This is a genomic window from Pseudomonas sp. URMO17WK12:I12, from assembly GCF_000514395.1.
In the GTDB taxonomy this organism is placed as follows: Bacteria; Pseudomonadota; Gammaproteobacteria; order Pseudomonadales; family Pseudomonadaceae; genus Aquipseudomonas; species Aquipseudomonas mucoides.
Genome location: NZ_AZVV01000003.1, coordinates 531,573 through 557,509, shown reverse-complemented (window position 1 = coordinate 557,509; position 25,937 = coordinate 531,573). Strand labels below are relative to the sequence as shown.

24 protein-coding genes are annotated in these 25,937 nt (G+C 53.5%); 18 read left to right on the top strand and 6 right to left on the bottom strand.

Annotated features, from left to right (window positions below):
• From D882_RS0102775 to ccmI, 4 genes are read left to right on the top strand one after another with little or no spacing between them, the layout of a single operon-like run.
• Positions 1 to 1,989 carry a heme lyase CcmF/NrfE family subunit gene (locus D882_RS0102775; RefSeq protein WP_027921815.1) on the top strand — a complete coding sequence of 663 codons (1,989 nt, stop codon included), beginning with the start codon at positions 1 to 3 and terminating at the stop codon, positions 1,987 to 1,989.
• Entirely contained in the window at positions 1,986 to 2,522 is a 537-nt protein-coding gene (locus tag D882_RS0102770) for a DsbE family thiol:disulfide interchange protein (protein WP_027921814.1), read from the top strand. The genes D882_RS0102775 and D882_RS0102770 overlap by 4 nt, the downstream gene beginning before the upstream one ends.
• The gene (locus D882_RS0102765) at positions 2,519 to 2,986 is read left to right on the top strand and encodes a cytochrome c-type biogenesis protein (RefSeq protein ID WP_027921813.1); all 468 of its coding nucleotides are present in this window, start codon (positions 2,519 to 2,521) and stop codon (positions 2,984 to 2,986) included. Before D882_RS0102770 ends, D882_RS0102765 begins: the two co-directional genes overlap by 4 nt.
• The gene (gene ccmI / locus D882_RS0102760) at positions 2,983 to 4,194 is read left to right on the top strand and encodes a c-type cytochrome biogenesis protein CcmI (RefSeq protein ID WP_027921812.1); all 1,212 of its coding nucleotides are present in this window, start codon (positions 2,983 to 2,985) and stop codon (positions 4,192 to 4,194) included. The genes D882_RS0102765 and ccmI overlap by 4 nt, the downstream gene beginning before the upstream one ends.
• A 58-nt stretch (positions 4,195 to 4,252) precedes the next feature.
• Here the strand turns inward: ccmI and D882_RS0102755 are convergent, their stop codons facing one another.
• The 6 genes from D882_RS0102755 to D882_RS0102730 all read right to left on the bottom strand — a co-directional run bounded on the left by D882_RS0102755 (position 4,253) and on the right by D882_RS0102730 (position 10,501).
• Positions 4,253 to 5,218: a hypothetical protein gene (locus D882_RS0102755; RefSeq protein ID WP_256218285.1), complete on the bottom strand. Its 966-nt coding sequence runs from the start codon at positions 5,216 to 5,218 to the stop codon at positions 4,253 to 4,255.
• On the bottom strand, positions 5,211 to 6,200 hold the full coding sequence (locus D882_RS0102750; RefSeq protein WP_027921810.1) for an acylglycerol kinase family protein: 990 nt from the start codon (positions 6,198 to 6,200) through the stop codon (positions 5,211 to 5,213). Before D882_RS0102750 ends, D882_RS0102755 begins: the two co-directional genes overlap by 8 nt.
• Before the next feature lie 77 nt (positions 6,201 to 6,277).
• Positions 6,278 to 7,357, bottom strand: coding sequence for an LPS export ABC transporter permease LptG (lptG, locus tag D882_RS0102745; protein WP_027921809.1), 1,080 nt, complete (start codon positions 7,355 to 7,357; stop codon positions 6,278 to 6,280).
• Positions 7,354 to 8,427, bottom strand: coding sequence for an LPS export ABC transporter permease LptF (gene lptF, locus D882_RS0102740; protein WP_027921808.1), 1,074 nt, complete (start codon positions 8,425 to 8,427; stop codon positions 7,354 to 7,356). Before lptF ends, lptG begins: the two co-directional genes overlap by 4 nt.
• Before the next feature lie 138 nt (positions 8,428 to 8,565).
• Positions 8,566 to 9,375 carry a nucleotidyltransferase family protein gene (locus D882_RS0102735; protein WP_027921807.1) on the bottom strand — a complete coding sequence of 270 codons (810 nt, stop codon included), beginning with the start codon at positions 9,373 to 9,375 and terminating at the stop codon, positions 8,566 to 8,568.
• Positions 9,359 to 10,501 (bottom strand): hypothetical protein, encoded by a 1,143-nt coding sequence (locus tag D882_RS0102730; protein ID WP_027921806.1) that lies wholly within the window; start codon positions 10,499 to 10,501, stop codon positions 9,359 to 9,361. Before D882_RS0102730 ends, D882_RS0102735 begins: the two co-directional genes overlap by 17 nt.
• A gap of 560 nt (positions 10,502 to 11,061) precedes the next feature.
• Between D882_RS0102730 and D882_RS0102725 the strand changes: the two genes are divergently transcribed.
• From D882_RS0102725 to D882_RS0102660, 14 genes are all read left to right on the top strand, one after another.
• A complete protein-coding gene (locus tag D882_RS0102725) occupies positions 11,062 to 12,813 on the top strand; it encodes a fatty acyl-AMP ligase (RefSeq protein ID WP_027921805.1) in 1,752 nt (583 codons plus the stop codon).
• Positions 12,814 to 12,818: 5 nt separating this feature from the next.
• The gene (locus D882_RS0102720; RefSeq protein WP_256218284.1) at positions 12,819 to 13,724 is read left to right on the top strand and encodes an NAD(P)-dependent oxidoreductase; all 906 of its coding nucleotides are present in this window, start codon (positions 12,819 to 12,821) and stop codon (positions 13,722 to 13,724) included.
• Positions 13,725 to 13,758: 34 nt separating this feature from the next.
• A complete protein-coding gene (locus D882_RS0102715; RefSeq protein ID WP_027921803.1) occupies positions 13,759 to 14,019 on the top strand; it encodes an acyl carrier protein in 261 nt (86 codons plus the stop codon).
• Positions 14,006 to 15,199, top strand: a complete 1,194-nt coding sequence (locus tag D882_RS0102710; protein WP_027921802.1) for an aminotransferase class I/II-fold pyridoxal phosphate-dependent enzyme — start codon at positions 14,006 to 14,008, stop codon at positions 15,197 to 15,199. The genes D882_RS0102715 and D882_RS0102710 overlap by 14 nt, the downstream gene beginning before the upstream one ends.
• A gap of 163 nt (positions 15,200 to 15,362) precedes the next feature.
• Positions 15,363 to 17,027: an ABC transporter ATP-binding protein gene (locus tag D882_RS0102705; protein ID WP_256218283.1), complete on the top strand. Its 1,665-nt coding sequence runs from the start codon at positions 15,363 to 15,365 to the stop codon at positions 17,025 to 17,027.
• Between the two features lie 49 nt (positions 17,028 to 17,076).
• Positions 17,077 to 17,874: a nucleoside triphosphate hydrolase gene (locus D882_RS1000000133055; protein ID WP_256218282.1), complete on the top strand. Its 798-nt coding sequence runs from the start codon at positions 17,077 to 17,079 to the stop codon at positions 17,872 to 17,874.
• 16 nt (positions 17,875 to 17,890) lie between these two features.
• On the top strand, positions 17,891 to 18,622 hold the full coding sequence (locus D882_RS0102695) for a hypothetical protein (RefSeq protein ID WP_050590140.1): 732 nt from the start codon (positions 17,891 to 17,893) through the stop codon (positions 18,620 to 18,622).
• 131 nt (positions 18,623 to 18,753) lie between these two features.
• Positions 18,754 to 20,514: a phosphoethanolamine transferase CptA gene (cptA, locus tag D882_RS0102690; RefSeq protein ID WP_027921798.1), complete on the top strand. Its 1,761-nt coding sequence runs from the start codon at positions 18,754 to 18,756 to the stop codon at positions 20,512 to 20,514.
• 240 nt (positions 20,515 to 20,754) lie between these two features.
• Positions 20,755 to 21,366 carry a TetR/AcrR family transcriptional regulator gene (locus D882_RS0102685; protein ID WP_027921797.1) on the top strand — a complete coding sequence of 204 codons (612 nt, stop codon included), beginning with the start codon at positions 20,755 to 20,757 and terminating at the stop codon, positions 21,364 to 21,366.
• Positions 21,367 to 21,387: 21 nt separating this feature from the next.
• Positions 21,388 to 22,065, top strand: coding sequence for a glutathione S-transferase family protein (locus D882_RS0102680; protein ID WP_027921796.1), 678 nt, complete (start codon positions 21,388 to 21,390; stop codon positions 22,063 to 22,065).
• 12 nt (positions 22,066 to 22,077) lie between these two features.
• Positions 22,078 to 22,776, top strand: a complete 699-nt coding sequence (locus D882_RS0102675; RefSeq protein ID WP_027921795.1) for a glutathione binding-like protein — start codon at positions 22,078 to 22,080, stop codon at positions 22,774 to 22,776.
• 98 nt (positions 22,777 to 22,874) lie between these two features.
• Positions 22,875 to 23,855 carry a ketopantoate reductase family protein gene (locus tag D882_RS0102670; protein WP_027921794.1) on the top strand — a complete coding sequence of 327 codons (981 nt, stop codon included), beginning with the start codon at positions 22,875 to 22,877 and terminating at the stop codon, positions 23,853 to 23,855.
• Positions 23,856 to 23,910: 55 nt separating this feature from the next.
• Entirely contained in the window at positions 23,911 to 24,591 is a 681-nt protein-coding gene (locus D882_RS0102665) for a haloacid dehalogenase type II (protein WP_027921793.1), read from the top strand.
• 346 nt (positions 24,592 to 24,937) lie between these two features.
• Positions 24,938 to 25,804: a patatin-like phospholipase family protein gene (locus D882_RS0102660; RefSeq protein WP_027921792.1), complete on the top strand. Its 867-nt coding sequence runs from the start codon at positions 24,938 to 24,940 to the stop codon at positions 25,802 to 25,804.
• Positions 25,805 to 25,937: the final 133 nt, after the last annotated feature.

Sequence of the window (25,937 nt, the reverse complement as noted above, 5' to 3'; positions counted from 1 at the left end):
ATGACAGCTGGAATCTTCATCCCCGAACTAGGTCACTTGGCCATGATCCTGGCGCTGTGTTTCGCGCTGGTTCAGGCCGTGATTCCGTTGCTCGGCGCCTGGCGCGGTGACCGTTTGTGGATGAGGCTGGCCCAGCCGGCTGCTTGGGGGCAGTTTGCCTTTTTGCTGTTTGCTTTCGGTGCGCTGACTTATGCGTTCATGACCGACGATTTTTCCGTCGCCTATGTAGCCACTAACTCCAACAGCGCCTTGCCGTGGTACTACAAGTTCAGTGCCGTGTGGGGCGCGCATGAAGGTTCATTGCTGCTCTGGGCCTTGATCCTCGGCAGCTGGACCTTTGCTGTGTCGGTGTTCTCCCGGCAGTTGCCGCAAGTGATGCTCGCTCGCGTATTGGCGGTGATGGGCATGATCAGTACCGGTTTTCTACTATTCCTGATCCTCACTTCCAACCCGTTCTCGCGCATTCTGCCGCAGGTCCCGGTGGACGGTCGCGACCTTAACCCCCTGCTGCAAGACATCGGCCTGATCGTGCACCCGCCGATGCTGTACATGGGCTATGTCGGTTTCTCCGTGGTCTTCTCCTTCGCTATCGCTGCGCTGCTGGGCGGTCGCCTCGATGCGGCCTGGGCGCGCTGGTCGCGGCCGTGGACTATCGTCGCCTGGGCCTTCCTCGGCATCGGCATCACTTTAGGCTCCTGGTGGGCCTACTATGAACTCGGCTGGGGCGGCTGGTGGTTCTGGGATCCAGTGGAAAACGCCTCCTTCATGCCTTGGCTAGTGGGCACCGCGTTGATTCACTCATTGGCGGTCACGGAAAAACGTGGCGTGTTCAAGAGCTGGACCGTGTTGCTGGCCATCGCTGCCTTCTCGTTGAGTTTGCTCGGTACCTTCCTGGTGCGCTCCGGTGTGCTGACCTCGGTGCACGCCTTTGCCTCCGACCCGGAGCGCGGCGTGTTCATCCTGATATTCCTGCTGTTTGTGGTCGGTGGTTCGCTGACGCTGTTCGCCCTGCGCGCACCGGTGGTGAAGAGCCACGTCGGCTTCAACCTCTGGTCCCGGGAGACCCTGCTGCTGGGCAATAACCTGGTGCTGGTGGTGGCGGCATCGATGATTCTGCTGGGCACCTTGTACCCACTGATTCTTGATGCAATGACCGGCGCCAAGCTGTCGGTCGGCCCGCCGTACTTCAACGCGCTGTTCATTCCGTTGATGGGGTTGCTGATGGTGGTGATGGCGGTCGGCATGCTGGTGCGCTGGAAAGACACCCCGGTCAAATGGCTGGTGAACATGCTCACCCCCGTGTTGCTCGGCAGTGCCGCGTTGGCCGTGGTGGCGGGCGTCGTTTACGGCGATTTCAACTGGGCGGTGATCGCGACCTTCATGCTCGCCGCCTGGGTGTTGCTGGCCGGTGTGCGTGACATCGTCGACAAGACTCGCCACAAAGGCCTGATCAAAGGCTTGCCGACCCTGACTCGCAGCTACTGGGGCATGCAGATCGCGCACCTCGGTATCGCCGTGTGTGCCCTCGGTGTCGTGCTGTCGAGCCAGAACAGTGCCGAGCGCGACTTGCGCCTGGCGCCGGGCGAGTCCATGGACCTGGCCGGTTACCACTTCATTTTCGTAGGAGCCGAGCACTTCGAAGGCCCGAACTTCAGCTCCGACGAGGGCACCATCCGGGTGACCCGCAACCGCAAGGAAGTCACTGTATTGCACCCGGAAAAACGCCTTTACACCGTGCAGAACACTGTAATGACTGAAGCCGGGATCGACGCCGGTTTCACCCGTGACCTCTACGTCGCCCTCGGTGAACCGCTGGGTGATGGCGCCTGGGCGGTGCGCGTGCACGTCAAACCGTTCGTGCGCTGGATCTGGTTCGGCGGTTTGCTGACCGGTTTTGGCGGATTGCTGGCGGCGCTGGATCGGCGTTATCGAGTCAAGGTCAAAAGCCGTGTGCGGGAAGCGTTGGGCATGAGTGGAGCCACAGCATGAAACGTTGGTTGATGCTGCTGCCGCTAACGATCTTTTTAGTGGTCGCTGTTTTCTTGTATCGCGGCCTGTACCTGAACCCGGCGGAGTTACCTTCGGCGATGATTGGCAAACCGTTTCCCGAGTTTTCCCTGCCAGCGGTGCAGGGCGACAAGACTTTGACCCGCACCGATATCCTTGGCAGGCCGGTGCTGGTCAACGTCTGGGGTACTTGGTGCATTTCCTGCCGGGTCGAGCACCCGGTGCTGAACAAACTGGCCGAGAAGGGCGTGGTGATCTACGGCATCAACTACAAGGACGCCAACGCCGACGCCTTGAAGTGGCTGAACGAATTCCATAACCCGTATCAACTGAACATCCGCGACGACGAAGGCACCTTGGGCTTGAACCTCGGCGTGTACGGTGCACCAGAAACCTTCTTCATTGACGTTAAGGGCATCATTCGTGACAAGTACGTCGGTGTGATCGACGAGCAGGTCTGGCGCGAAAAACTGGCGGCCAAGTATCAGGCGCTGGTCGATGAGGCCAGGCTATGAAGCGCTGGCTCGCCTCTGTAATCCTCGGCTTGAGCGTAGCCAATGTAGCTCACTCTGCCATCGACACCTATGAGTTTGCCAGGGACGAAGATCGCGAGCGTTTCCGCGAGCTGACCAAAGAACTGCGTTGCCCCAAGTGCCAGAATCAGGACATTGCCGATTCCAATGCGCCGATTGCCGCCGACCTGCGCAAAGAGATTTTCCGTATGCTCGGCGAAGGCAAGGACAACCAGCAGATCGTCGATTTCATGGTGGATCGATACGGTGATTTCGTCCGCTACAAACCCGCTCTGAACGCCAAGACTGCTGTGCTCTGGTTCGGCCCCGCAGGCCTGCTGCTGGGCGGCTTCGTGGTCATCGCCGTGATCGTCCGTCGTCGTTTACATCGTGCCGAAATCCCGGACTCGTTTTCAGCCGAGGAATGCGAGCGCTTTAACCACCTGTTGGATAAAAACCAAGAATGATAGATTTCTGGCTCGCAGCAGGTCTGCTAATTCTGGTTGCCCTGAGTTTTCTGTTGATCCCCGTTCTGCGTGGCCGTCGCGCGCAGCTCGAAGAGGATCGTACTGCCCTGAACGTCGCGCTGTATCAAGAGCGTGTGGCTGAGTTACAGACGCAGCAGGAAGAGGGCGTGCTCAATGTTGCGCAAATGGACACTGGCCGCGCTGAAGCGGCGCGTGAGTTGCTGGCTGACACCGAGGGTGTTGCTGCGCCGCGCGAGTCTCGTCTGGGTAAATCGTTCCCGTTGTTGGTGGCGATCCTGGTTCCGGTACTCGGTTTGTGCTTGTACCTGCATTTTGGCGCCCGCGACAAGGTTGAGCTGAGTCGCGAGTTTGCCCAACCACCTGGTTCATTGACTCAAATGACCAGTCGTTTAGAGCGTGCGGTTAACGCGCAGCCAGAGTCAGCTGAAAGCGCATATTTACTGGCTCAAAACTACATGGCTCAGGGACGGCCTGAGGATGCGGCCAAAATGTTTGAGCGAACGGTGTCATTGGCCGGACGTCGACCAGAGTTGCTAGGTAGATGGGCTGAGGCGCTATATTTTTCAAATAGAAAAAAATGGTCAGCGACGATGCAAGCTCTGACAGATGAAGCGCTAGCGAATGATCCGAGTGAGCTAGTGAGCTTAAGCCTCTTGGGATTGGCAGCCTTTGAAGAGACGCGTTATGTAGAGGCCTTAAAATATTGGAATCAAACATTGGCAAGAATGAGCCCTGATGATGCATCACGCTCTGCTTTGATCGAGGCTATTAAAAAAGCAAAAAAAGGTGCTTCAAAGGGAGAAAATAACATCGACTTGATCAATGTTGGCGCAGTTGATATATCCCCGATATTGCTTCGGGTGCGGGTTGAAATTTCTCCTGAAATTATAAACAAGGTCAGTTTAAATGACAGTGTGTTCGTGTTTGTTCAGACGATTTCGGGGTCAAAAGTACCTCTTGCAGCTAAGCGGTTGAAGGTCTCCAACCTTCCTGCAGAACTAGAGTTTTCAGACGCGGACGCGATGATCATCAGCAGTACTTTATCGCGAGCGGGAGCGATTCAGGTGACTGCTAGGGTCTCAAAAAATGGGAAGCCTGCATCGGGGGAATGGTTAGGTCGCGGATCAACGACGATAAGTTCGAAGAATAATAAGCTTAATCTTATGATTGATCGTGCTGATATATAATCAGCAGGAGTTGTTTTATCTTGAGCTCTTTATTGAGCTGGTGCGCGAGCAACGTTGATCAGCGAAGGCGCCGACTACGCAGCAATCGCCATAGCAAAGGCCAACAGAAAATGAGCGGATATCGGTGCAAATATGGGCTGACCTTGATCGGTTCACCCAGATGTCTTTCAAGCTTCCAGAGGACGTAGTCGACAGCCCCTTCAAATGTAAAAAGAGCCTTGATCAGCCGCAAGATATTCAGCATACGACCTTGCAGACGCCTGACTTTCCATTTCCATCGGCAGTGTTGCCTTTCCGATATATCGCCGCTGTACATGAACACTTCCCGTCGACCTTCAACTGGGCTCAGATCAGGTATCGAGGCGGCGGCTCCGCGTGTCATCTGGATAAAGTACTCGGCGTTTGCACTGACGATCTCTCTCGACCGGCTCAATTTCTCAGGCCGCAATTCAGTCGCATAGGTTAGCGACAGGGCGTGCTCCCAGAGTTCAGTACTTGAGAGGGTGGAGTGTGCAACGGGGGCAGCTTCGGACACCATCCTTATCACTGCTCGACTCAACGCATAATGGATGCGTGATCTGATAATTTCGTTCTGGTAATACACAAGCCTGGAGGGTTGCGAAAACCTGCTCCACAAATAGCTGTGAAACCAGATCGATGTTCCTTTTTCGAAGTCTTTCAGGGTTACCAAAGCACACTTTGCGCGCAAGAGCCCGCCACCTGATGCTGGTGATTTGAGTAGGAAGACAGTGGGCGGTAGGCACCGACCGGCCAATCCGGATAAAAGACCCATACGTACGTTGGTGTAGTCATCCAGTAGCACATAGATATCGACCAGGCTGTCCTGCAGATTTCCATCACGAAGACACGAGCCATAGAACAGCAGCGCCATCAGCGCCGTACCAAATCGTGCTTGTAGCGTTTCGGTGATCGTCAGAAGGTCCGATGCCACCGGACGTGAACTTTCTTGATTCACGCTTTGCAGTAATGCTTGTGCGGGCTCGACCAGTCGTGTGCTACGCATTGCGTGACTCGGCATCAAATAGGATGAATCGAGCGCTAACATCTGCCGATAGACATAGTGGACTGCGGGTCGCAAAAAGCTCCCCGTCCAAAAGGTATTCGCTGAGGTTGTGAATAGCGGCATGAGTCAGGTTCTGGCTGACATATGCTCGGCTTTCCTGCATGGCTGCGTTGGATTTGCCACGCAACAGGAATGGGAGAGATGAGAGAAGACGCGGTGCGTGATGGGCGATTGCGGTGAAATGCATCGGTGCTCGCTCAAGCCCCCAGTAGGGTGTGCTCTTGAGTAACAGCTTATCAAGCGTAGTGGCGAGGATCAGTAGCCATGGGGAATAAAGGTATTGATGCTGCAGTTGCAGGCCTGCCCGTGTAGCTAAATTGATATCTTGCTCATTGCGTCGAAACAAGGAAAGCAGCATGCGCATAAAGGTGAAAGCCGGGCCCAAAGCGCCCCGTATGTTCTTGGGGCGCACTTGGGAGTGGAAGTATCTGACGCCATCGATGATCGCGCCGGCCCCAAAAAACAAGCCGAATTGTGGAAGGCCAGAACCGGCATCGGAGACTTGCAGGATTGATCGAGTGCTGACCGAGGGTGGGGGGGCAGTTCCTATGAGCCAACTGATCAGCGCCTCAAGCGTGGATGCCGGTGTCATGGTCATCCCCAGATCAACCGCACTCATGTTGGTTGTGCCTGCAGGTAGCGCCAGAATGAGGGGCGTCAATTTCATGGAGCGTCTGAGTGAGGCGGTAAGTGCAGCCTGAAGACTGCCGTCTCCGCCGATGACCACTAGCAGATCGTTTACCCCAAGGTTGAAAGTGTCTAACGCCTCTGCAATCTCGATAGGGTTTGAAGCTTCGATGACCATTGATTGCGGTATCTGCAACGCGAGCCTGCGAAGCGTTTTGAGATTTCGACTGACATGTCCGCTCTTGGGGTTGAAAACTACTCCAACATGCTTTGGGAGGGCTATCGGATCAATCATTGGAATAACCTGCGGTTGTGATGGATGGAACAAAGCAGTCGTGCCGGTTAACTGAAGGTATTGTGCTCATCAGCTCATCAGCTCACCCGGTCGAATCGATGTACGAGCATCATGGCGATGCCAAGCAAAGCGAACGATGGCAGTAGTGTGGTCAGCATGAGGTTGGCCGCGAACAACAAACCGAGATTGGCTATGATCTGATTACTCACATAGATCAGTAGGCCTAATACGGCTCCGATCGCCAAGCGCCCACCTAACCCGGGAGAGCGCTGTTGAACGAACGTGAAGGGCACCGCAAAAAGGATCATTGCCAGTGTCAGAACTGGACGTCCGAGTTTTTGCCAAATAGCCATCTCATATTCCGCCGTAGGTTGGTCAGAACTGGCCAAGAACTTGATGTAGTGATAAAGCTGAATCACGGAGAAGCTGTCAGTTGGCAGGGTCAATTCTTTCAAGCGTCGTTCTGAAAACACCGACTGCCACACGAGATACTCTTGCTGACTAATGCTTTCATCGGTCTGTTTCCACTCCCGGATCTGGGCATTCTTGAGCAACCAGGTTCCGTCCGGACGGGTGTCAGCACTGTCGGCAAAAACGTAATATTTAAGGCTCATGTCTGGGGCGTAGCGAAAGATCTCGATGCTGACTGGAGTGTTGTGCCGCGTCATCGCGCCGATTCGCGCCACCTCATTGCCTCGCCTTGCCCAGATGCTACCGTTGGGCTTTGTGGACTCACCTGAAACGGCCAGGGCTTCGTTTCTGATGAATACGCCGCGCTGTTGCAGTGGCGATGCAGCCCATTCATCTATGACTCCCATCATTACGACGAAAATCAAACCGGCTACAACGGTAGTGGTTGCGATGCGCACGATTGAGAAGCCGGCCGTGCGCATCGCTGTCAATTCTTGCGTGGTTGCTAGTTGGCCTAATCCGACGATGCCTCCCAGCAACGCAATGAAGGGACTCAGATCAACAGCGCGTCTGGGCAGTGTCATCAGCACAACCATAAGTGCCTGGTTCCACCGATAGCCATCGGACGTCACATCTTCGAGCTCATTGATCAAGTCAAAAGTGGTAAATAAGGGGAGTAGCAGTGCTGCTGCCGCGACGAACCCGATGAGGACATTACGAATGAGGTACGAGCTCGCTATTTTCATTTCGAACGCTGACGCAACAGAGACAAATCTCGGGCCATGAACGCAAGAACTCCCAATGCCATGAGCAACGGCATCAGCCAGACGCCAGGTGTAAGCGCGATGGTGGTATTGGCCACTAGCGTCCGACAGATGTTGCCGGCGTAGAAGATGATTACGAACAGCATGCTGACGGGGAGCAAGGTTGAGAAGCGACCTTTGCGTGGCGCACTTCGACTCAAGGGGACAGCGAGTAGCGCGAGGAGAAATGCACAGATACCGCGTGTTTCGCGCCATTGTAATTCTGCTTTGTCTTTCGGCAGGGAAGACGCGTTCAGCAGTTCTGTCGATGTTCCTTTGCGCTTGTTGTTTTCCTCCGTTTCGATGGGCTTCATGTGCAGCGCCATGGTATTGAAAAGGAGCGTAATGTCCTTCGTTCCCGCATGCTGCAGCGTGTAGGATGTCCCGTTCGTCATCGCGATTATCGGATCATCTGGATTAGGGTCGACCACCTTCGCAAGATTGGCGCGAAAGACACGAGTCTTCCCTTCGCCCGGATCGTAGATGAGGGTGTTTTTCAGGTTGCCTGATTCGTGGTCAACCTGTTCTGCGAGAATCATTCGGCCGTTGTCGGGGTTGAGATTGAATCGTTGATTCAATAGATGATTCACGTCCAGATCAGCCTTGGACTCCTGTTCCAGGCGATAGGTCTGGGTATACGCCCACGGGCGTCCGTAGACTGATAGGACTGTCACGGCGATGGCGATCGGAGTGGAGATCAACGCGATGGCCCGATAGAGCCGTAATGGGCTCGCACCGGAGGCCAGAATAGCGGTGACCTCCGAGTCGTGGTACAGCCTGCCCATGGCAATGGCCACCGAGGCGTACAACGCGACCGGCACCAGCATTTCGAGCGCGATGATGACCTTGTAAACCACCATGTCGATCACTGATTGCAAAGCCAGAGTGCCGTTGGCCGCTTGTGTCAGATAGCGCTGCGCTGAATAGCTTGCGAATACAAACGTGAGAATGCCCACCATGATCGATACAGGGTGGCGAATTTCAGCAATGATGTAGCGCTCGATCAAAAGCATTTCTGGGCCTTGTGGTCAGGCGGTGCAATGAGTTGTTCCTATTTGCCCCTCCGCGGAGCCATGAGGCTTAGCGGCTTCGGCGAAGCATCACAACGTAAGGGGCTTAGGATTTATCAGGCAGTTAAAAGAGCTTTCCGATCAACGCTCTCGCTCCGATAAAAAGTGTTCTACCAGCGCGTGATCACTAACGGAGTCGACGTCTACGGCAGCTTCAGCAAATGGCATGAGGACAGCGCCGATCTTCAATCCGACCATTGATGAGATGTGCTGTAGCGCCTGTTCGAGCGATAGCGTCCCCATGAGGTACTTCAAGGTCGCGGCCAACCCCAAGGCACTTGCAATCACCTTTCTCGGACTTTTGCGCTGCTCTTCGACAGATCGCCAGAATGCGGCGAGTTTCTCGCTTTCCGGTGTCATGAACGCGAACATGTTGCTGCCGCAATAGGGGCCACCCTTGAGTTTGATTGCTGTGCGACGATGTCCTGGAAACATTGTCGTTACCGTTTCCAATGGCGTTACAGCAACTGAAACATCGCAACCGCTGTGGCGCGAACGATCAAGAAAATAGTCAACGATCTCCGGGCTCAGAAGAACATGGTCAGCGGTCGTGACAAATAAGGGTCGGGTTTTGACATGCTGTAGTCCCAATAACGCGCTGGCACTGGGCGTGGACGCAGGTTCCAGTGCGAAAATTTCTCCGCGTCCCAAAAGTGTGTGCATGCGCAGGTCATTGTCCAAAGCCTGGCGCGAAGGACCCACCAGAGTAATTTCACTAATGCGATCGCTCGCTCTCAAGGCAGCCAGTACACGATGAAGCATCGGTATACCCTGGACTTTCGTGAGGGCCTTGCACCCCAAACCACTCATAGCTGCTACGGGATCATTGGCATGTCGATCACCTGCCAATACAAGCGCTGAAAAGCGCACCGGCTCAGATGTTCTTTTCATAGAGTCGATACCGTTTGTAGGCTGTTGCACCAATGCGTTCAAGAATCGTGCGCATACCTGTATTCGTTTCAAGAATCCATGACATCTCCAAAGCATTGAGTTTGCGTCTGACAAAGGGGGCTTTGAGCGCCTCGATCAGCAGCAACGCCAATACCGGCCCCTGCCTACTGAACTGGTAGCGTTGCCTGACGCCCATCAATGGAACTCGCGCAGTTCGAATGCCGGTAACCTTCAATTTCCAAAGCAACCGAAGCCAGCCAAAAGGTAAAAGCTTGCCTTTGAGGGGGGCGATTGCTTCATGGATGTTCGGCATGGCAACGATGAACGCACAAGGTTCATCGTCAATTTCAGCGATGTAGATGAGGTCGTCTGGTACCAGGAGTTTTAGTTGCGTACCCATGTCGCCGAAGTCCCTTTCGGTGAAGGGTACGAAGCCCCAGTTATTTGCCCAGGCGTCATTGAAAATATTGCGCAGCGTTTGCATCTCCTCGTTGAACCTCGACCTGTCCAGCATTCTGATACGAATCTGGGAGCGTTCGCGATTCATCATCTTCTGAAGGGGTGTCGGAAAGTTCAGCTCGTCGGTACGCATCCAGTAAGCCAGAAGGTCGATGGCTTTGCGGTAATCCAGCGCATGCAGGTGTGTTTGGTAGTAAGGATGGTGATGATTCATGAAAGCCGAAGGAGGTGTATCAAAACCCTCAACCAGCAAGCCGCTCTCTTGGTTGATATTCATACTGAACGGCCCAGTAATCTGCTTGACTCCATGCATATGCAGCCACGCTTCAGCGGTGGAGAGTAAGCTGAGAAATACCTCCGGATCGTCGATTGCATCGAGCATCCCGAAATGACCAGTGTCTGCACCATGGAGCTCTTGGTGCAGCGTATCGATCTGAGCGAGGATGCGACCCACAGGTACGCCTTCGCATGTTGCGATCCAAGCTTGCCAGCTAATGTGTTCAGAAGTTGGGTTCCTTTTCGACAGGTGTTCACGCCGTTCTAAGTGCAGCGACTCAATCCAGCAGGGATCATTTTTATATAGCACTCCAGGAAGTGAAATAAAGATATCAAGATCTTGCTGACTTTTAACTATTGTTGTTTTTATTAATGAATTCATTTTGTCCATGGCTGTTATTTGTTTTCTGCATAAATGAGAGGGAGTCAATTCGCATGTCTGTGTACCATTGAGGTAGGGTGCTTGAAAACTGTATTTAGCTGTTGCTGAAATATTTTGATACGGCTATATATAGCGCTATGAAACCGATTGGCCCTAGAGCCAAAGAGTGGAGTGATCCTTTTCTTAAAGCTCCGTTTTACGGTAGCTTTTAGGCGCATGGTTCCTAGGGTAGCCATGTATTGAGCATGGTGTGCCTTGGCTATGGTTACATCCTAAGTTGGCAGGCTGGTTTGTAGTGGTCTGGCTATTTTCATCTGAATGATATGTTCGAAGACGGGTCTTCAATGACAGTACTTGTCAGCGGCTGTAGGTCGGTTTTATGCGTTTTTATAGCAAGGACGCCCAGGCGGAAAAATTAAAAATGTCCAGGTATTCATACGATTTGTCGGTTGGTGAGCATGATTTTGGTTTGTTCGCTAATTGCGTAGTGCAAAGTTTCCTCCCGTGCATGTCGTGACCTAAAACCTAGCGCGAGATTTAGTGGTGCGCCTGATAAAGAGCTCAGACCTATGACCGTTCTCTATTTGTCAGAGACAAGTGCTGTGCGTTCACTGCCTCAACGTTTTGCGGACTTTTCTTCGCTCACCGAAGCGCTTGACTACGCAGCGCTCGGGCAGACGGGCATGAACTTCTACGACCGACGTTGTCATCTGGTGGCCGTTGTTGAGTACAGACAATTGCAGGCTCGAGCCGTTGTAGCGGCGAAGAAGTTACTGGGTATTGGCCTAAGAAAGGGCGACCGTGTAGGGCTTATCGCAGACACGACACCTTGCTTTGTTAAAGCTTTTTTTGCGTGCCAATACGCAGGTCTGATCCCAGTGCCACTGCCTATTCCCGCAGGGGTAGGGCACCATCATGCGTACGTTGAAAAGCTGCGAGGGTTGTTGGCCAGTTGTTCTCCTTCTGCAATTATCGGTGGCCGAGAGTGGCTGCCGTTTGTGGGTGAGGCTGTAGATCCTACCGCTCTGAAATTCTCTGGTGACTTTGATTCGGTCGAAGCGCTCGGCATGTTTGACGTCAAACTCGTGCGTCCGCAGTCGGATGATATCGCCTACCTGCAATACACCTCGGGCAGTACCCGCTTTCCTCGAGGTGTGGTCGTAACACAGCGGTCGGTAATGGCTAACCTTCGAGGCATCAGTCTTCATGGGATCGGGCTGCAACCCCACGATCGCTGCATTTCCTGGTTGCCGTATTACCACGATATGGGGTTGGTTGGTTTCGTCCTGACTCCGGTCGCCACTCAACTATCGGTTGACTACCTGCAGACACGGGATTTCGCCATGCGCCCCAAGCAATGGTTGAGCCTGATGAGCCGTAACAGAGGCACTGTGTCTGTTGCGCCGCCGTTTGGGTACGACTTGTGTGTGCGACGCTGTAGTACTGCCGAGGTAGAAAGCCTTGATCTTTCGTGGTGGCGGGTGGCAGGTGTAGGCGCTGAGCCCATTGCGATTTCCACGCTGAACCGCTTCGCCGAGCACTTTGCTCCAGCGGGCTTTAAAGCCAGCGCGTTCATGCCATGTTATGGCCTGGCTGAAAATACGTTGGCCGTCAGCTTCGCAGCGCCTGGTGCTGGCGGGCAGGTTGATCGGGTGGACCGGGACATTCTGGAACTAGAAGGGCGGGCAGTTAAAGCCACTGAGCAATCCGTGGCCGTCAGCACATTTGTTAATTGTGGCCGCCCTCTGCCGGGCCATCAACTACAGGTGCTAGATGACACGGGTCATGCACTCGCCGAGCGATGTATTGGTCGAATTGTCATTTCTGGCCCAAGCCTCATGGCAGGGTACTTTGAGGATCAGGAGTCGAAACAGCAGCTTGAAGTTACACGATGGCTGGACACCGGTGATCTGGGTTATCTGCTTGACGGTGACTTGTATGTCACCGGGCGCAAGAAAGACCTGATCATCATCCGGGGCAGGAACATCTGGCCCCAGGATATCGAGCTGGTCGCCGAATCAGAGCCGGAGGTCAGGCCAGGAGACGCCATCGTGTTCATTGTGCAGAACAACGGGGAGACATCGGTGGTAGTGCAGGTGCAATGTCGAATCGTTGCTCAAGAGGCGCGCGAATTACTGCTGCACACCTTGTTTGCCAAGATCCATAGTGAGTTCGGGCTCTCACCCATGATCGAGCTCGTTCCACCACATAGCATTCCTCGAACCTCATCAGGCAAGCCTGCGCGAGCTGAAGCGCGTAAGCGCTTTCTCAGTCAGTTGGTGGTGCGCCAGGAGACCCTCGCTGCCGCAGGTTCCGCGTGATGGTAATGACGGTGGCCCTGACCGGAGGGAGCGGATTCATCGGTAGCCCGATCGGGCGAGTGTTGGTAGCCCAAGGATTCAATGTCCGCGCGTTGAGCAGGACGCGGTCGGGTTTGTGCAATGGTATTTATTGGGTGCGAGGCTCGCTGGAAAACTCACGATCACTTGCTGAGCTTGTGATGGGCGCACGCATGGTTGTCCATTGCGCAGGTGCTGTCAGAGGGCGGGATGAATCTGGCTTTCATGTCACCAATGTCGACGGTAGCCGTCGAGTCATAAAGGCCGCACGTGTCGGCGGAGACTGCGAGCGATTTCTTCATATGTCGTCCTTGGCCGCGCGTCATCCTGAGCTTTCCTGGTACTCGAATTCCAAGTTTAACGCGGAGCAAGAAATTCTTCATGAGGCAGGAAACATCAACGTCGGTATTTTCAGACCTACCGCTGTGTATGGTCCGGGCGATCGAGAGCTGCAGCCTTTGTTTTCCTGGTTGTTGCGTGGGCTGTTGATTAGGTTGAGCGCGAGCGACTCGCATTTGAGTTTCGTCCATGTGTTTGATCTCACCGCAGCCGTATTGCAATGGATCACTACACCGTTGGTGATACCTGCGACGTATGAGATCAGCGATGGCACGTTAGGTGGATACAGCTGGAACGGCTTGGCGAGTATCGGGGCTGATATACGCAGCGCGCCTGTGCGGCAGATGACCATTCCTCGTGGCGCGCTGAACAGCCTGGCGCAACTGAACCTCATTTTATCCTACCTGATTCCCGGCGAGCCGATGCTTACGACCAGCAAGGTCAAAGAGCTTGTTCACGACAATTGGGAATGCAGCAACGCTGGCATTACCGATGCCATTGGGTGGGTACCCCAGATCATGCTGCGTCGCGCACTGAAAGACAGGCTGTTCTAAAAACGCGTCAAATCAAACGCTCAAGAGGTTGGCCATGGTTACGCTAGATACGATTCTAAAAAATGTCCTGGTATGCCTGCGGGAAATGGTCCCGGTATCGGAAGAAGTTTTCGCCGAGAGTGACATGGTTAACGACTTGGGGTTGGAGTCCGTCAAAATGATGGACCTGTTGATGAAACTGGAAGACGAGTACGACCTGTCCATTCCCATCAACATATTGATGGACGTCAGAACCCCGCAACAGCTGGCCAGTTCTCTGGTGGCCTATGTGGAGAAAAGCTATGGGGTTGTATGACCGTTTCAACCGCCTGGCAGCCGAGCGTTCCAGTTTGCAGAATGCGGCGCCGAGTCCATTTGGTACATGCATTGATGCGGTGTATTCGCCTACCGAGGGGCGCATAGGCGATCAAAGAGTCATCCTCGCAGGAACAAACAATTACCTGGGACTGACGTTTGATCCGGACGCCATTGTGGCCGCTCAACAGGCGCTGAACGCTGAAGGCACGGGCACCACGGGGTCGCGAATGGCCAACGGTAGTTATGGCGGCCATATAGCGCTGGAGGCTGAGCTTGCGGCTTTTCTAAATCGGCCTTCAGTCATCGTATTCTCCACAGGATATGTAGCGAACCTGGGGGTAATCGGTTCGTTGGCCGGGCCAGGGGAGGTGGTGCTTCTGGATGCAGATTGTCATGCCAGTATCTATGACGCGTGTGCGCTGGGCGGCGCTGAAATTATCCGGTTTCAGCATAACGATGCCAAAGATCTCGAACGACGGATGCATCGTCTGGGCGAGCGTGCCAAACATGCGCTGATTATCGTAGAGGGTATCTACAGCATGTTAGGAGATACCGCGCCGCTCAGAGAAATCGTTGAGGTCAAGGGAAGGCTTGGCGGATATCTGCTTGTTGACGAGGCCCACTCCTTCGGAGTTATGGGCGCCAATGGACGAGGTCTATCCGAAGCACTCGGTGTAGAGAGCGAGGTCGACATTCTGCTGGGCACCTTTAGCAAAAGTCTGGCAGCGATTGGTGGTTTTGCAGCAGGCAAGAGCAGCAGTATGGAAATACTGCGTTATGCAAGTCGACCTTACATCTTTACAGCATCACCGTCGCCTTCGGCCATCGCGTCGGTTCGGTCAACACTGCGTTCGATCGCGACACGTCCCGAGCTTCGAGATCAGCTTTGGAGCAACGCCCATCGTCTGTACCGAGGGCTGGAGAAGCTCGGCTATTCGTTAGGCCCGAATGTCAGCCCGGTCGTACCCGTCATGGTGGGTACCAAAGAACAAGGCCTACAGTTTTGGCATGCGCTGATTAAGCACGGTGTCTACGTCAACTTGGTACTGCCGCCTGCGACCCCTGCGGGCGTGACGCTGGTTCGATGCAGCGTCAGTGCTGCCCACACCCCTGATCAGATCGACCAGATTATCCATGCTTTCGCGATGCTGCGTTCAACGGCGAGCTTGGTCGGTTGACGGTGGTCAGGTTGTTTCGTCGATAGCGAGCCTGCCTTTGAACTGAGTCATCAGGTCGGGGTGTGCGACAAAAATACTGAAGGCGCTTAGCCTGTTATTACCTGTGAGTGCTATGCGAATTATCTTTGCGTTTGGTCGATCCTACCCGGGACGTACTACCTTGATGTTGCTGAGCCTCGTAGTCGCCGGACTGGTTGAGAGCGTCAGTCTGACCACCATGTTGCCACTGGTTTCGGTGATGTTGGGCGACAACGCTCATTCGAAATTTGGTTTGCATATTGTCGACGTACTGCGGAGCCTGGGGCTGGAGCCGACGATTCTTACGTTGTTGATCATTATTGTTGTCGGCATGGCAGTCAGCAGTTTTTTGATCCTTTTGGCCAACCGCCAAGTGGGATACACCGTTGCGCGTGTGGCCACCGACCTGCGGGTAGATCTGATCAAAGCCACCTTGGGAAGCCGATGGGAGTACTACCTACATCAACCAGGTGGGGCGCTAGCCAATGCAGTTGCCACGGAAGCCTACAGAGCGTCCACCGCGTATGAACACGCCGCTAATATGCTTGCCTTATCGATTCAAGCAGTGGCTTACGCAGCCATTGCGCTTATCGTGTCATGGCAAGCGGCAGTGGTATGCCTGGTCGTTGGATTGGCCATTCTTATTGGTCTTCGAGGGTTGGTCAAAACATCGCGTCGTGCAGGAAAAAGTCAGACTCGTCTCATGAAGGATTTGTTGGTGAACCTCACCGACACTCTTGGATCGGTGAAGCCTTTGAAGGCCATGGCCCGAGAAGACATTGCCGATTCCCTATTGAGACACCAAGCCACCGAGCTAAATGCTGCGATGGAAAAAGAAGTGACTAGCCGGGAGACACTGCGTGCTCTGCAAGAGCCCTTACTAGCCATTTTAGCGGCCGCCGGGCTATATGCCGGTTTGGTGGTCTGGCAGTTACCGTTGTCATCGGTGATGGTGTTGATCTTTATGGTCGTGCGTGTGCTCGGCCTTATGCACAAGGCACAACAGCGATATCACCGGATGGCGGGACAGGAGAGTGCATTCTGGGCGTTACGTCACGCGGTTGAGACAGCTGCGTCCCAGGTAGAGCCTCGGGGCGGTAGGGGCGAGCCCACGCTTGAACAACGCATTGATTTTGACAACGTGTCCTTTACTTACGAGCAACGTACAGTCCTAAGAAACGCTTCTTTTACGTTTAAAGTCGGGGCGATGACCACGTTGGTGGGGGCGTCTGGTGAAGGCAAGACGACCATACTCGATCTATTGTGCGTTTTGCTGAACCCTCAGGAAGGGCAAATACGCGTTGACGGCGCCATCCTTAATGACCTCGATCGCCGTAAGTGGCGCCGCATGATTGGGTATGTAACGCAGGAAACTCTCCTCCTGCATGACAGTATTTTTGCGAACGTCACTTTGGGGGAGCCAACGCTTGCACGTGCTGACGCTGAACGAGCGTTGCGTCAAGCTGGGGCATGGGAGTTCGTACAAAGTCTTGCCGATGGTATGGATTCGATCGTCGGTGAGCGCGGCGGAAAACTTTCCGGCGGGCAACGTCAGCGCATCGTTATTGCCCGTGCCCTGGCCCATCGTCCACGCCTCCTGATTCTCGATGAGGCGACGAGCGCGCTTGATCCCGAATCCGAGTTCGATATCTGCACATCCCTTAAAGCTCTGACGCCAGAAATTACGATCATCGCCGTTTCTCATCGTCCTCTCCTGATCGCACAGGCTGATCACGTCATGCAGGTGAGGGATGGACAGGTAACGCGCGTCTCCAAATTTACCGCTGAAACGAACGAGATCATTCAGTAGCAATGAGTGACTCCGTATTGCCCCCAATGATCGAGGTGGAGACCTTTCAATGAGCAGCGCAATCCATAACAAACACACGGTGGCTGGCGAGGATGCGGAAGAGAATTTTCAAGCTGATGTTGTACACCCTCAATTGCCTTTTTCAGATGTTTTACCGGACAAACTGGCACCACTGATTGCTTTCGTGGGGTGCGATGGCGCCGGCAAATCCACTGTGTCCGATGCTGTTCTTGTCTGGATGAAAGAATCCCGAGAAGCACAGAGTTGTCACTTGGGTATCCAGTCCAAATCAATAGGTGAGGCGCTGGTGAAGTGGCCTTTGGTGGGCCCTGCGATCGGACGACTGATTATTGCGAATTCCACTCGTGGTAACCCCTCATTTCGTAGCAATGGGAAAGGGCCGAGCACACTCGTTGCACTCGTAATTTTTCTGTTGTCTGTTCGGCGCTTGAGGCGATACCAAAAGATGATGGGGCTTCGTCGCCGCGGTATTGCCGTCGTTGCTGATCGCTTTCCCCAGATTGCGGTGGCGAACGTGAAGATCGATGGACCAGGTCTTCTGAAGGTCAAGCATCGTAATGGAGTTGTTCGTTTTTTGGCTGGGTGTGAACGTACGCTTTACGCCTACATGATCAGCTACCGACCTGACCTAGTCATCCGTTTGAACGTAGACCTGGAAACTGCTTTTTCACGCAAACCGGATCATCGTTATGAGTCTCTCGCATTGAAAATCGCGAGTGTTCCGCAACTCGAATACCAAGGTGCACCCATTCTGGATCTGGATAGCAGCTTGCCGCTTGAGGAAGTCATCGCACGAGCAAAAGCAGCCGTGTCTCTTCATTTATAAAATGGTTGAGTGATCTATGCCTGGTAATGATTCCAAGTCCTACATCCCTACCAATGAACACGACGGCCAGTGGGCCCCCTTGATTGCTATCATCGGTTCTGATGGAGCGGGCAAGACCACAATCGCTTCCTATCTGTGCAACGCCTTGAAAGGCGATGGAGCAACTTATTCGTACCTTGGCCTTGGCTCCGGCACGATCGGGTTGAAGATTCGGGCATGGCCTTTGATCGGCCCGATATTTGAGCAGCATCTGACATCCAAGGCGCAGCAGGCTCGTAATGTGGAAGAACGAATTCCCGGTCTCATCACGGCACTGACCATTTACGCCTTTTCCTTGATGCGGGCTCGCCGGTTCAAGCAAATGCTCAATATGCGTAAAAGGATGGGGCTAATCATCTGTGATCGCTACCCACAAGTAGAGCTACCCGGCTTCTACGATGGACCGGGTCTCAGTGCCGCGCGACCACGTGGTTACCTGACAGCTTTGCTTGCCATTGATGAGTTCGCCCTATATCAGCGAATGGCTCGTTACCGACCCACGCTGGTGATCCGTTTGAATATTGATGTGGAAACTGCTCTGGTGCGCAAGCCTGATCACAACCCAGAGTTGATCAAAAGAAAAGTGGACGCGACACCGTTGCTGCGTTTCGGCGGTGCGCGAATCGTTGATGTCGATGCGACGTTGCCTCTACTCGAAGTTCAGAGCAAGTGTTTGGAGTTGATCATGCAAATGATGAGTCGTGCCTAATCGTTCACTTGTGATCAGGTTTGTTTAAACAGTCTGTGTGTACCGCTGTTCTTCTCGAAACGACCACGTAATCCGATATCTGCAGTGAGGGAGGTGCTGGTGGACGTTGTTTGTAGACAAAGAGAGGTTTCATGAACGCTAAAAAATCTGATTCAGTCCGTCAACCTACTGATTGGCTTGGCCTAGCCTGGAGTTTCATTTCTTTCTGGTACTTCTCCGGGGTGACGCAGCTGTTGATTGTTCATGCAGGTGTGGCGGGTTGGAAGGGAATGATTCAAGCAACGATGGTCACGGTGCTGTGGTTGATTCCATTGATCCTTTTCCCAACCAGAGCGCGGGTACTGGCAGGGCTGATCGGCATTGTCCTTTGGGCGTCGTCGTTGTCAGGCCTGGTTTATTTTTTGATATATGGTCAGGAATTTTCCCAAAGCGTAATTTTCATCATGTTCGATTCGAACATGCAGGAGTCCGCCGAATATCTGGGGCACTATTTCTCCTGGTCAATTGTTAGCGTGCTCGCCGCCTATAGCATTGTCGGGCTGGTGCTCTGGACTCGTGTTCGGCCCACGTACATGTCTCGCAGCACGATCGTTGTGTGTTGCGCGATGTTCATCGTGGTGGGTGCTGGCTTCAATGCAGTCAATCAGTTGCGTAAGCGCCCGACACTGAGCCTTGCGATCTCCAAATTCGAAGAAAACATTGAGGCTGCGGCGCTATGGCAAATGATCGTTGGTTATCACCAGTACCTCCAGCAACTGGATGAAATGTCGAAGATGCTGACGGTACAGGCGCAGATACCTCCATTGAAAAACCTTTCCGATATCCATGCCGGACAACGTTCAACACTGGTGCTGGTCATCGGAGAATCGACTAACCGCCAGCGCATGAGTCTGTACGGCTACTCTCGGCAGACCACGCCAAACCTGGATCACCTGCGTGGCCAATTGCAGGTTTTTGATCAGGTCATTGCGCCGCGGCCCTACACAATTGAGACGTTGGAGCAGGTACTGACGTTTGCTGACGAGGAACATCCTGATCTCTTCCTGAGCACTCCGACAGTGATCAGCGTGATGAAACAAGCAGGCTACAAGACGTTCTGGATCACCAATCAGCAGACCATGACCAAGCGCAACACCATGTTAACGCTGTTCTCAAAGCAGGCTGATGAGCAGACGTACCTGAACAACAATCGCGACCAGAACCAGACCAGTCAATACGATGAAGATGTACTCGAACCCTTTTCGAAGGTGTTGGACGACGACGCCCCGCGAAAGCTCATTGTGGTTCACCTGCTCGGCACCCACATGAGCTACAAGTATCGTTACCCTGAGTCGTACGATTATTTCAAGGATCGAGCAGGGGTGCCGGACAACGTTACGCAAAGCCAGTTGGGGTTTTACAACGCCTATGACAACGCGGTGCGTTATAACGACTATGTGGTGTCGTCACTGATCAAGCGATTCAGTGAAACTGACCCCAACGGCTTTCTGCTTTATTTGTCCGATCACGGAGAGTCCGTCTACGACCCTGTCGCTCCGGATGTCTTGGGCCGTAATGAAGCAGCCCCGACGCGGCCGATGTACACCGTGCCCTTCATTGTGTGGAAATCGCCGAGCTGGAAATCGGCGCAAGGTACCGTAATGGAGCCTCCTGAATACCTGACGCGTCCTTACAGTACATCGCATTTTATTCACAGCTGGGTGGATCTGGCTGGGCTGCGGTTCGATGAGTTCGATCCTGCAAAAAGCATCGTGAACGCTGGATTCAAATCGACGCGATTGCTGATTGGCAACCCTCATGCTCCAGCAAGCCTGCGCGATTTCAATTTGCTACCTTCCGAGCCGCAGTTGGGCTCAGATGGCGAAATAGCGCAGCACAAGAGCGGTGAATAGCACAGTGCTGTTGCACTTGAAAATGACTGACCAAAGCTAAAATGTCGGTATGAATATCGGCTAGCCGAATGGACCAAAAGACCTATCCGCCTCTGTCTCCGGACAATGCCCAGATAGATCCTGATTACCCAGGCCGTAGGGGCTTGGTGCAGGTGAAAGCTTCCTGTTATTTTAGTATTGTGGCGGTCGATACAAAACTTATGATAGGGTCGACGACAAACCTGTAGAGATATTTAGTCCATGGCTCGCCCTCGTGCATTCAATGAATCAAAGGTTCTTGCCGCTGTAGTCGAAGCATTCTGGACGCGGGGGTATGAAGGCACTTCGACGAGAGATCTCGTCAAGTACACCGGCCTAAACCAGCCGAGCCTTTACAACGCATTTGGCGACAAACGTAGCCTCTATCTTCGCTCCCTTGAGCATTACTTGGAGTGCAGCGTGCGTGATCGTATCCGCCGCCTTGAGGTGTTGCCAAACGCAGGAATGGCCATTACAGAGTTTTTTGCTGAAGTGTTGAATCGCACGCTGACCGATCCACTTCATCGTGGATGTTTGCTGGTGAATTCTGCCCTTGAAGCGACGGCAGAAGATCCTGATTTGCGTCAGGCCATAGCAACTGAACTCGAGACAATTCGCACTTTTTTTCGAGAACGTTTGAATGCTTTCAGCAAACAATCAAGCGGTGCTGTGGGCACCGATGGCTGTCAGGGCGCAAATCATCTGCTCAGTGTACTGCTTGGCGTTCGAGTGCTGGCTCGGGTTAGCCCGGACCCGGCATGTGTCACTGAAGCGATCGAAATTGCACTCAACAGCCTGGGGCTGCCGCCCTTGATTCATTCCAACGTTCACTGATGTCCCCTGCCAGGAGTCAACATGATCAAGTTCTACTATCACCCGTCTCCCAATCCCGCCAAGGTAGCGTTGTTCCTTGAAGAATCGGGTCTTGCATACGAACTCATTCCTGTCGATACGCGTAAGGGCGAGCAGCACGATCCAGCGTTCCTCAAAATCAACCCCAACGCCAAGACACCGGCATTGGTTGATGGTAACAACATCGTGTTCGACAGCAACGCGATGCTGCTCTATCTGGCCGAGAGGACCGGGAAATTCTTGCCTGCCGACAGCCTGAAAGCACGCGGTGAAATGTATTCCTGGCTGATGTTCGTTGCGACAGGTATTGGCCCTTACTCTGGGCAAACGGTGCATTTCAAACACTACGCACCGGAACCAAAAGATTACGCCGTTACTCGCTACACCTTCGAAGCCTGGCGTCACTGGACGATCATCAACGATCGCCTGGCCAACCTGCCATACATGCTGGGAAATGAGTACACGTTGGTGGACATGGCGGTGTGGGGCTGGGCACGCGCGGTACCTTTCATCCTGGGGGATGAAGCCTGGGGGAAACTTTCGAACGTAAAGCGCCTCCTTGACGAGATCAACGCACGTCCGGCCGCTCAGCGTGCTGAAGCGCTGAAGACCCAGCACAGTTACAAGACCGAGATGGATGCTGACGCCCGTAAAGTCATGTTCCCTCAGATTGCTCAGTAGAGGTGCAAGTTCATGATCGACCTGCATTACTGGACGACCCCCAACGGGCACAAGATCACCCTGTTTCTTGAAGAGTCTGGCCTGCCATATCGCATCGTGCCGGTGAACATAGGGAAGGGGGATCAGTTCACTTCGTCGTTTCTGAACATCGCACCCAATAACCGCATTCCTGCCATCGTCGACCATTCACCTCTGGATGGCGGTCAGCCGTTATCGATCTTCGAGTCGGGTGCCATTTTGTTGTACTTGGCTGATAAAACGCATCAGTTCATTCCAGGTGATTTGCGCGGCCGCAATGAGGCATTGCAGTGGCTGTTCTGGCAGATGGGAGGACTCGGGCCGATGGCGGGACAGAACCATCACTTCGTCCAATACGCGCCTGAGCCAATCCCGTACGCTCAAGAGCGCTACGTCAAGGAAACCGCTCGTTTGTACGGGGTGTTGAACAAACATTTGGCTGATGGTCGTGACTATATTGCGGGCGACTACAGCATTGCCGACATGGCTAGTTATCCCTGGATCGTGCCTCACCAAAGGCAACAGCAAGCCCTCGATGACTTCCCACACCTGGCTCGATGGTTTGCGCGAGTAGGGGCTCGTCCTGCGACGAAGTGTGCTTACGCGTTGGCCGATCAGATCAACACTGCGCCGGTGGTCGACGAGAAGACGCGCAAGCTCTTGTTCAACCAGGATGCGAGCACGGTTCGATAAACAGCGGTCGCAATTTGTCAGGGGTCATATGAACAGCGGATGTTAAGGAGCGCAAGGACGCAAGAAACGGCAAAAAAGCACGGAAATCTGAGTCGATTATGAAAATCACTGTCGTAGGTGCTGGTGCTATTGGAGGTTTTCTGGCGTGCAAATTGTTTGCGGCCGGGCATGACGTCAGTGTCATAGCTCGTGGCGCGACACTTCATGCTATTTGCGAGCAGGGATTGCGTCTGCAGACGGGCAACGATGTTCTGATCGCTCCACTTAAGGCTACATCTGAGCCAAAAGAGCTGGGTGTTCAGGATGTGGTGATTTTTGCCGTAAAGGCACCGGCCTTGTCGACAGCTGTTGAAGTTGCAAGAGCGTTGATCGGTCCACAAACCATCGTCATCCCGGCGCTCAATGGGCTTCCTTGGTGGTATTTCCTGAAAGCCAATTCGGCGTTGTCAGGTACGCGTTTAAAGGCAGTCGATCCTGACGGCGTGATCGAAATGAATATCCCGACTGACGCCATCATCGGATGTGTTGTGTTTCCGTCTTGTAGGGTTGAGAGCCCTGGCGTGGTGAGGCATATGTCCGGAAGCAAGATCGTTTTCGGAGAGCCTGGTGGTGGCATCAGTAGCCGTATTTCAAACGTGACGGACTGTTTTCTCAAGGCCGGTTTTGATGCTCATGCGCACGAAAACATACGTGAAGAAATATGGCTTAAGCTGTTGGGAAATGCGTGTTTCAATCCCGTCAGCCTGCTGGTTAATTGCTCCACCGATGAGATGATCGATGACACTAACCTCAACGTGTTGTTCATCGAAATGATGAGCGAACTCCTTGAATTAGGAAGCCGGTTGGGCATCTCACCCAAGATTGATCCTCAGCAGCGGATCGCGATTACACGAAAACTCGGCAAAGTGAAAACGTCGATGCTGCAAGATGTTGAAGGGCACAAACCCGTTGAAATCGAGGCTATTTTGGGAGCGCTGATGTCGGTGGCTGATCTAGCTGGGGCGCCGATGTCTCGCGTGCGTACCGTGTATGCCTTGGCTCGCATGAGGGCACAAACGCTTGGTCTATTGCCGGATTAATTGAACCGACTGGTTCGTATTTAACCGCACCAGCGTCACTACTGAGGATCTCCCGATGACTCCAACAATTGCTTTCGATGTGTACGGTACGTTGATCGACACGAGGTCCGTAGAGAAAGTCTTGAGATTGTTGGTAGGCCAAAAATCTGTAGCTGTCTCGGAGCTCTGGAGACAGAAGCAGTTGGAATACAGTTTTCGTCGAGGATTGATGCAGGAGTATCGGGACTTCTCTGTTTGTACACGTGATGCACTTCTGTTTGCTTGTGAAAGCAATGGTGTGAAGCTAAGCATCCTAGAGCAGGAGCAGGCGATGCATGCTTATACAGAGCTGAATGCTTTTGAGGATGTGAAAGACGGGCTGGCTGACTTGCTAATGTCAAAGCTCCGACTGTTTGCTTTCTCCAATGGCAGCCGTACGGCCATTGACGCCCTCTTGCGGCATGCAACGCTACGAGAGAGCTTTGTTGATGTACTGAGCGTTGAGGCGGTGCGTTCCTTCAAGCCGGACCCAATTGTATATGAGTACCTTGTTAAACAATGTGAGGTGCCCGCACGAGATGTCTGGTTGGTCTCCAGTAATCCTTTCGACGTCATTGGGGCCGCTAATTACGGTTTGCGTACGGTCTGGCTGAATCGCGATCCAACGGTGATTTTTGATCCGTGGGGTGTCGAACCTGATCTGGTTGTACGAGGGCTGGATGATATCGCTAGCAAAATACAATCAGCCAGTGTGTAACTCAGCCAATGCATATGCTTCAGCTTCAGTTGCACAGTATTTGATTGCCGCACCATCAGCCACTACGAGCCATACTGTCCTGACATTCGGTCCTCGAAAACATTCCGGAATGTCAGTTCCCGTCAGCTTGTGCACCGCCACTGCCATACTTTATTCCTGCTACTCATTGATTCCCGAGGGCACAAGTTGCCCGTTAGATTTGACCAGAAGTCTCTGCGATTCACGGTTTCAGATCCGCGGCGACAGTGTCTCTGGAGTCGATCCTATCATTCTTGTAATGAGCTAGGGGGCAGGGTGTGGCTACTCTTGTAGCTCATCTTGTGTTGATTTTCGCTGGAGGTTTGCCTTGCCCACAGAAAAAACTGCACTCGTCCTCGCAGGTGGCGGAAGCCTCGGCGCGGTTCAGGTTGGCATGTTGCAAGCACTCGTCGAGGCGGGTGTTACATTCGATTTGGTGGTTGGTGCTTCGGTCGGTGCCATCAATGGTGCGTACTTTGCCGCGAGACCGAATGCGCAGGGGGTGTTCGAACTCGCGGCCTTCTGGCGAGGTTTACGCAAGTCCGATGTGTTTCCGTTCTCGCTAATAGATACCTTGACGGGAATCCTGCAGGGGCGAGGACATTTGCTTCGCGTTTCGGCATTACAGCGCCTGGTGCGCCGGTCACTGCCGGTAGAATTGATTGAAGAAACAGAATTGCCTTTGCATATCGTCACCACAAATTTACTGAGCGGTGCCGAAGAATTACTGTCCAGTGGCAATGTGGAGCAGGCATTGCTCGCCAGTGCAGCGATCCCGCTGGTATTTCCTACCGTGCGGATCGGTGGGAAGTTTTTAATCGACGGCGGCGTCGCCAGCAACACGCCGATTGCCAGCGCGGTTGTGCTGGGGGCAACACGGGTCATCGTAGTGCCAACGGGGTTCGGTTGTGCCACCACCATCCCACCCAAAGGGCTAGTGGCGTTAGCCCTGCACACATTGAATCTCATGAGCATGCGCCAATTGGTGCGCGATATTGAGTTGTATAGTCCTCGGGCGGCTATTCATGTGGTTCCACCACTGTGTCCCCTGGACACATCGGTCTTCGACTTCAACCAGACAGATCAACTGTTGCAACGGGCCTATCAATCCACTCAAACATGGGTCGAAGAGGATGGGTTGTCTAGCGTTGGAGTGCCGCATACGCTGCAGGAGCACACACATCACTTTGGCTGAGTTAATTTGTTCATGGCTATTCAACGCGTGGGGACAGGGTCCATTGATTTGAAAACTGTAAAATGGAAAGAGCCCACTGGGCCCTTTCCTCACGGCAACATCAACCGCCAACTATCAGTGATCTCCCGGCCAA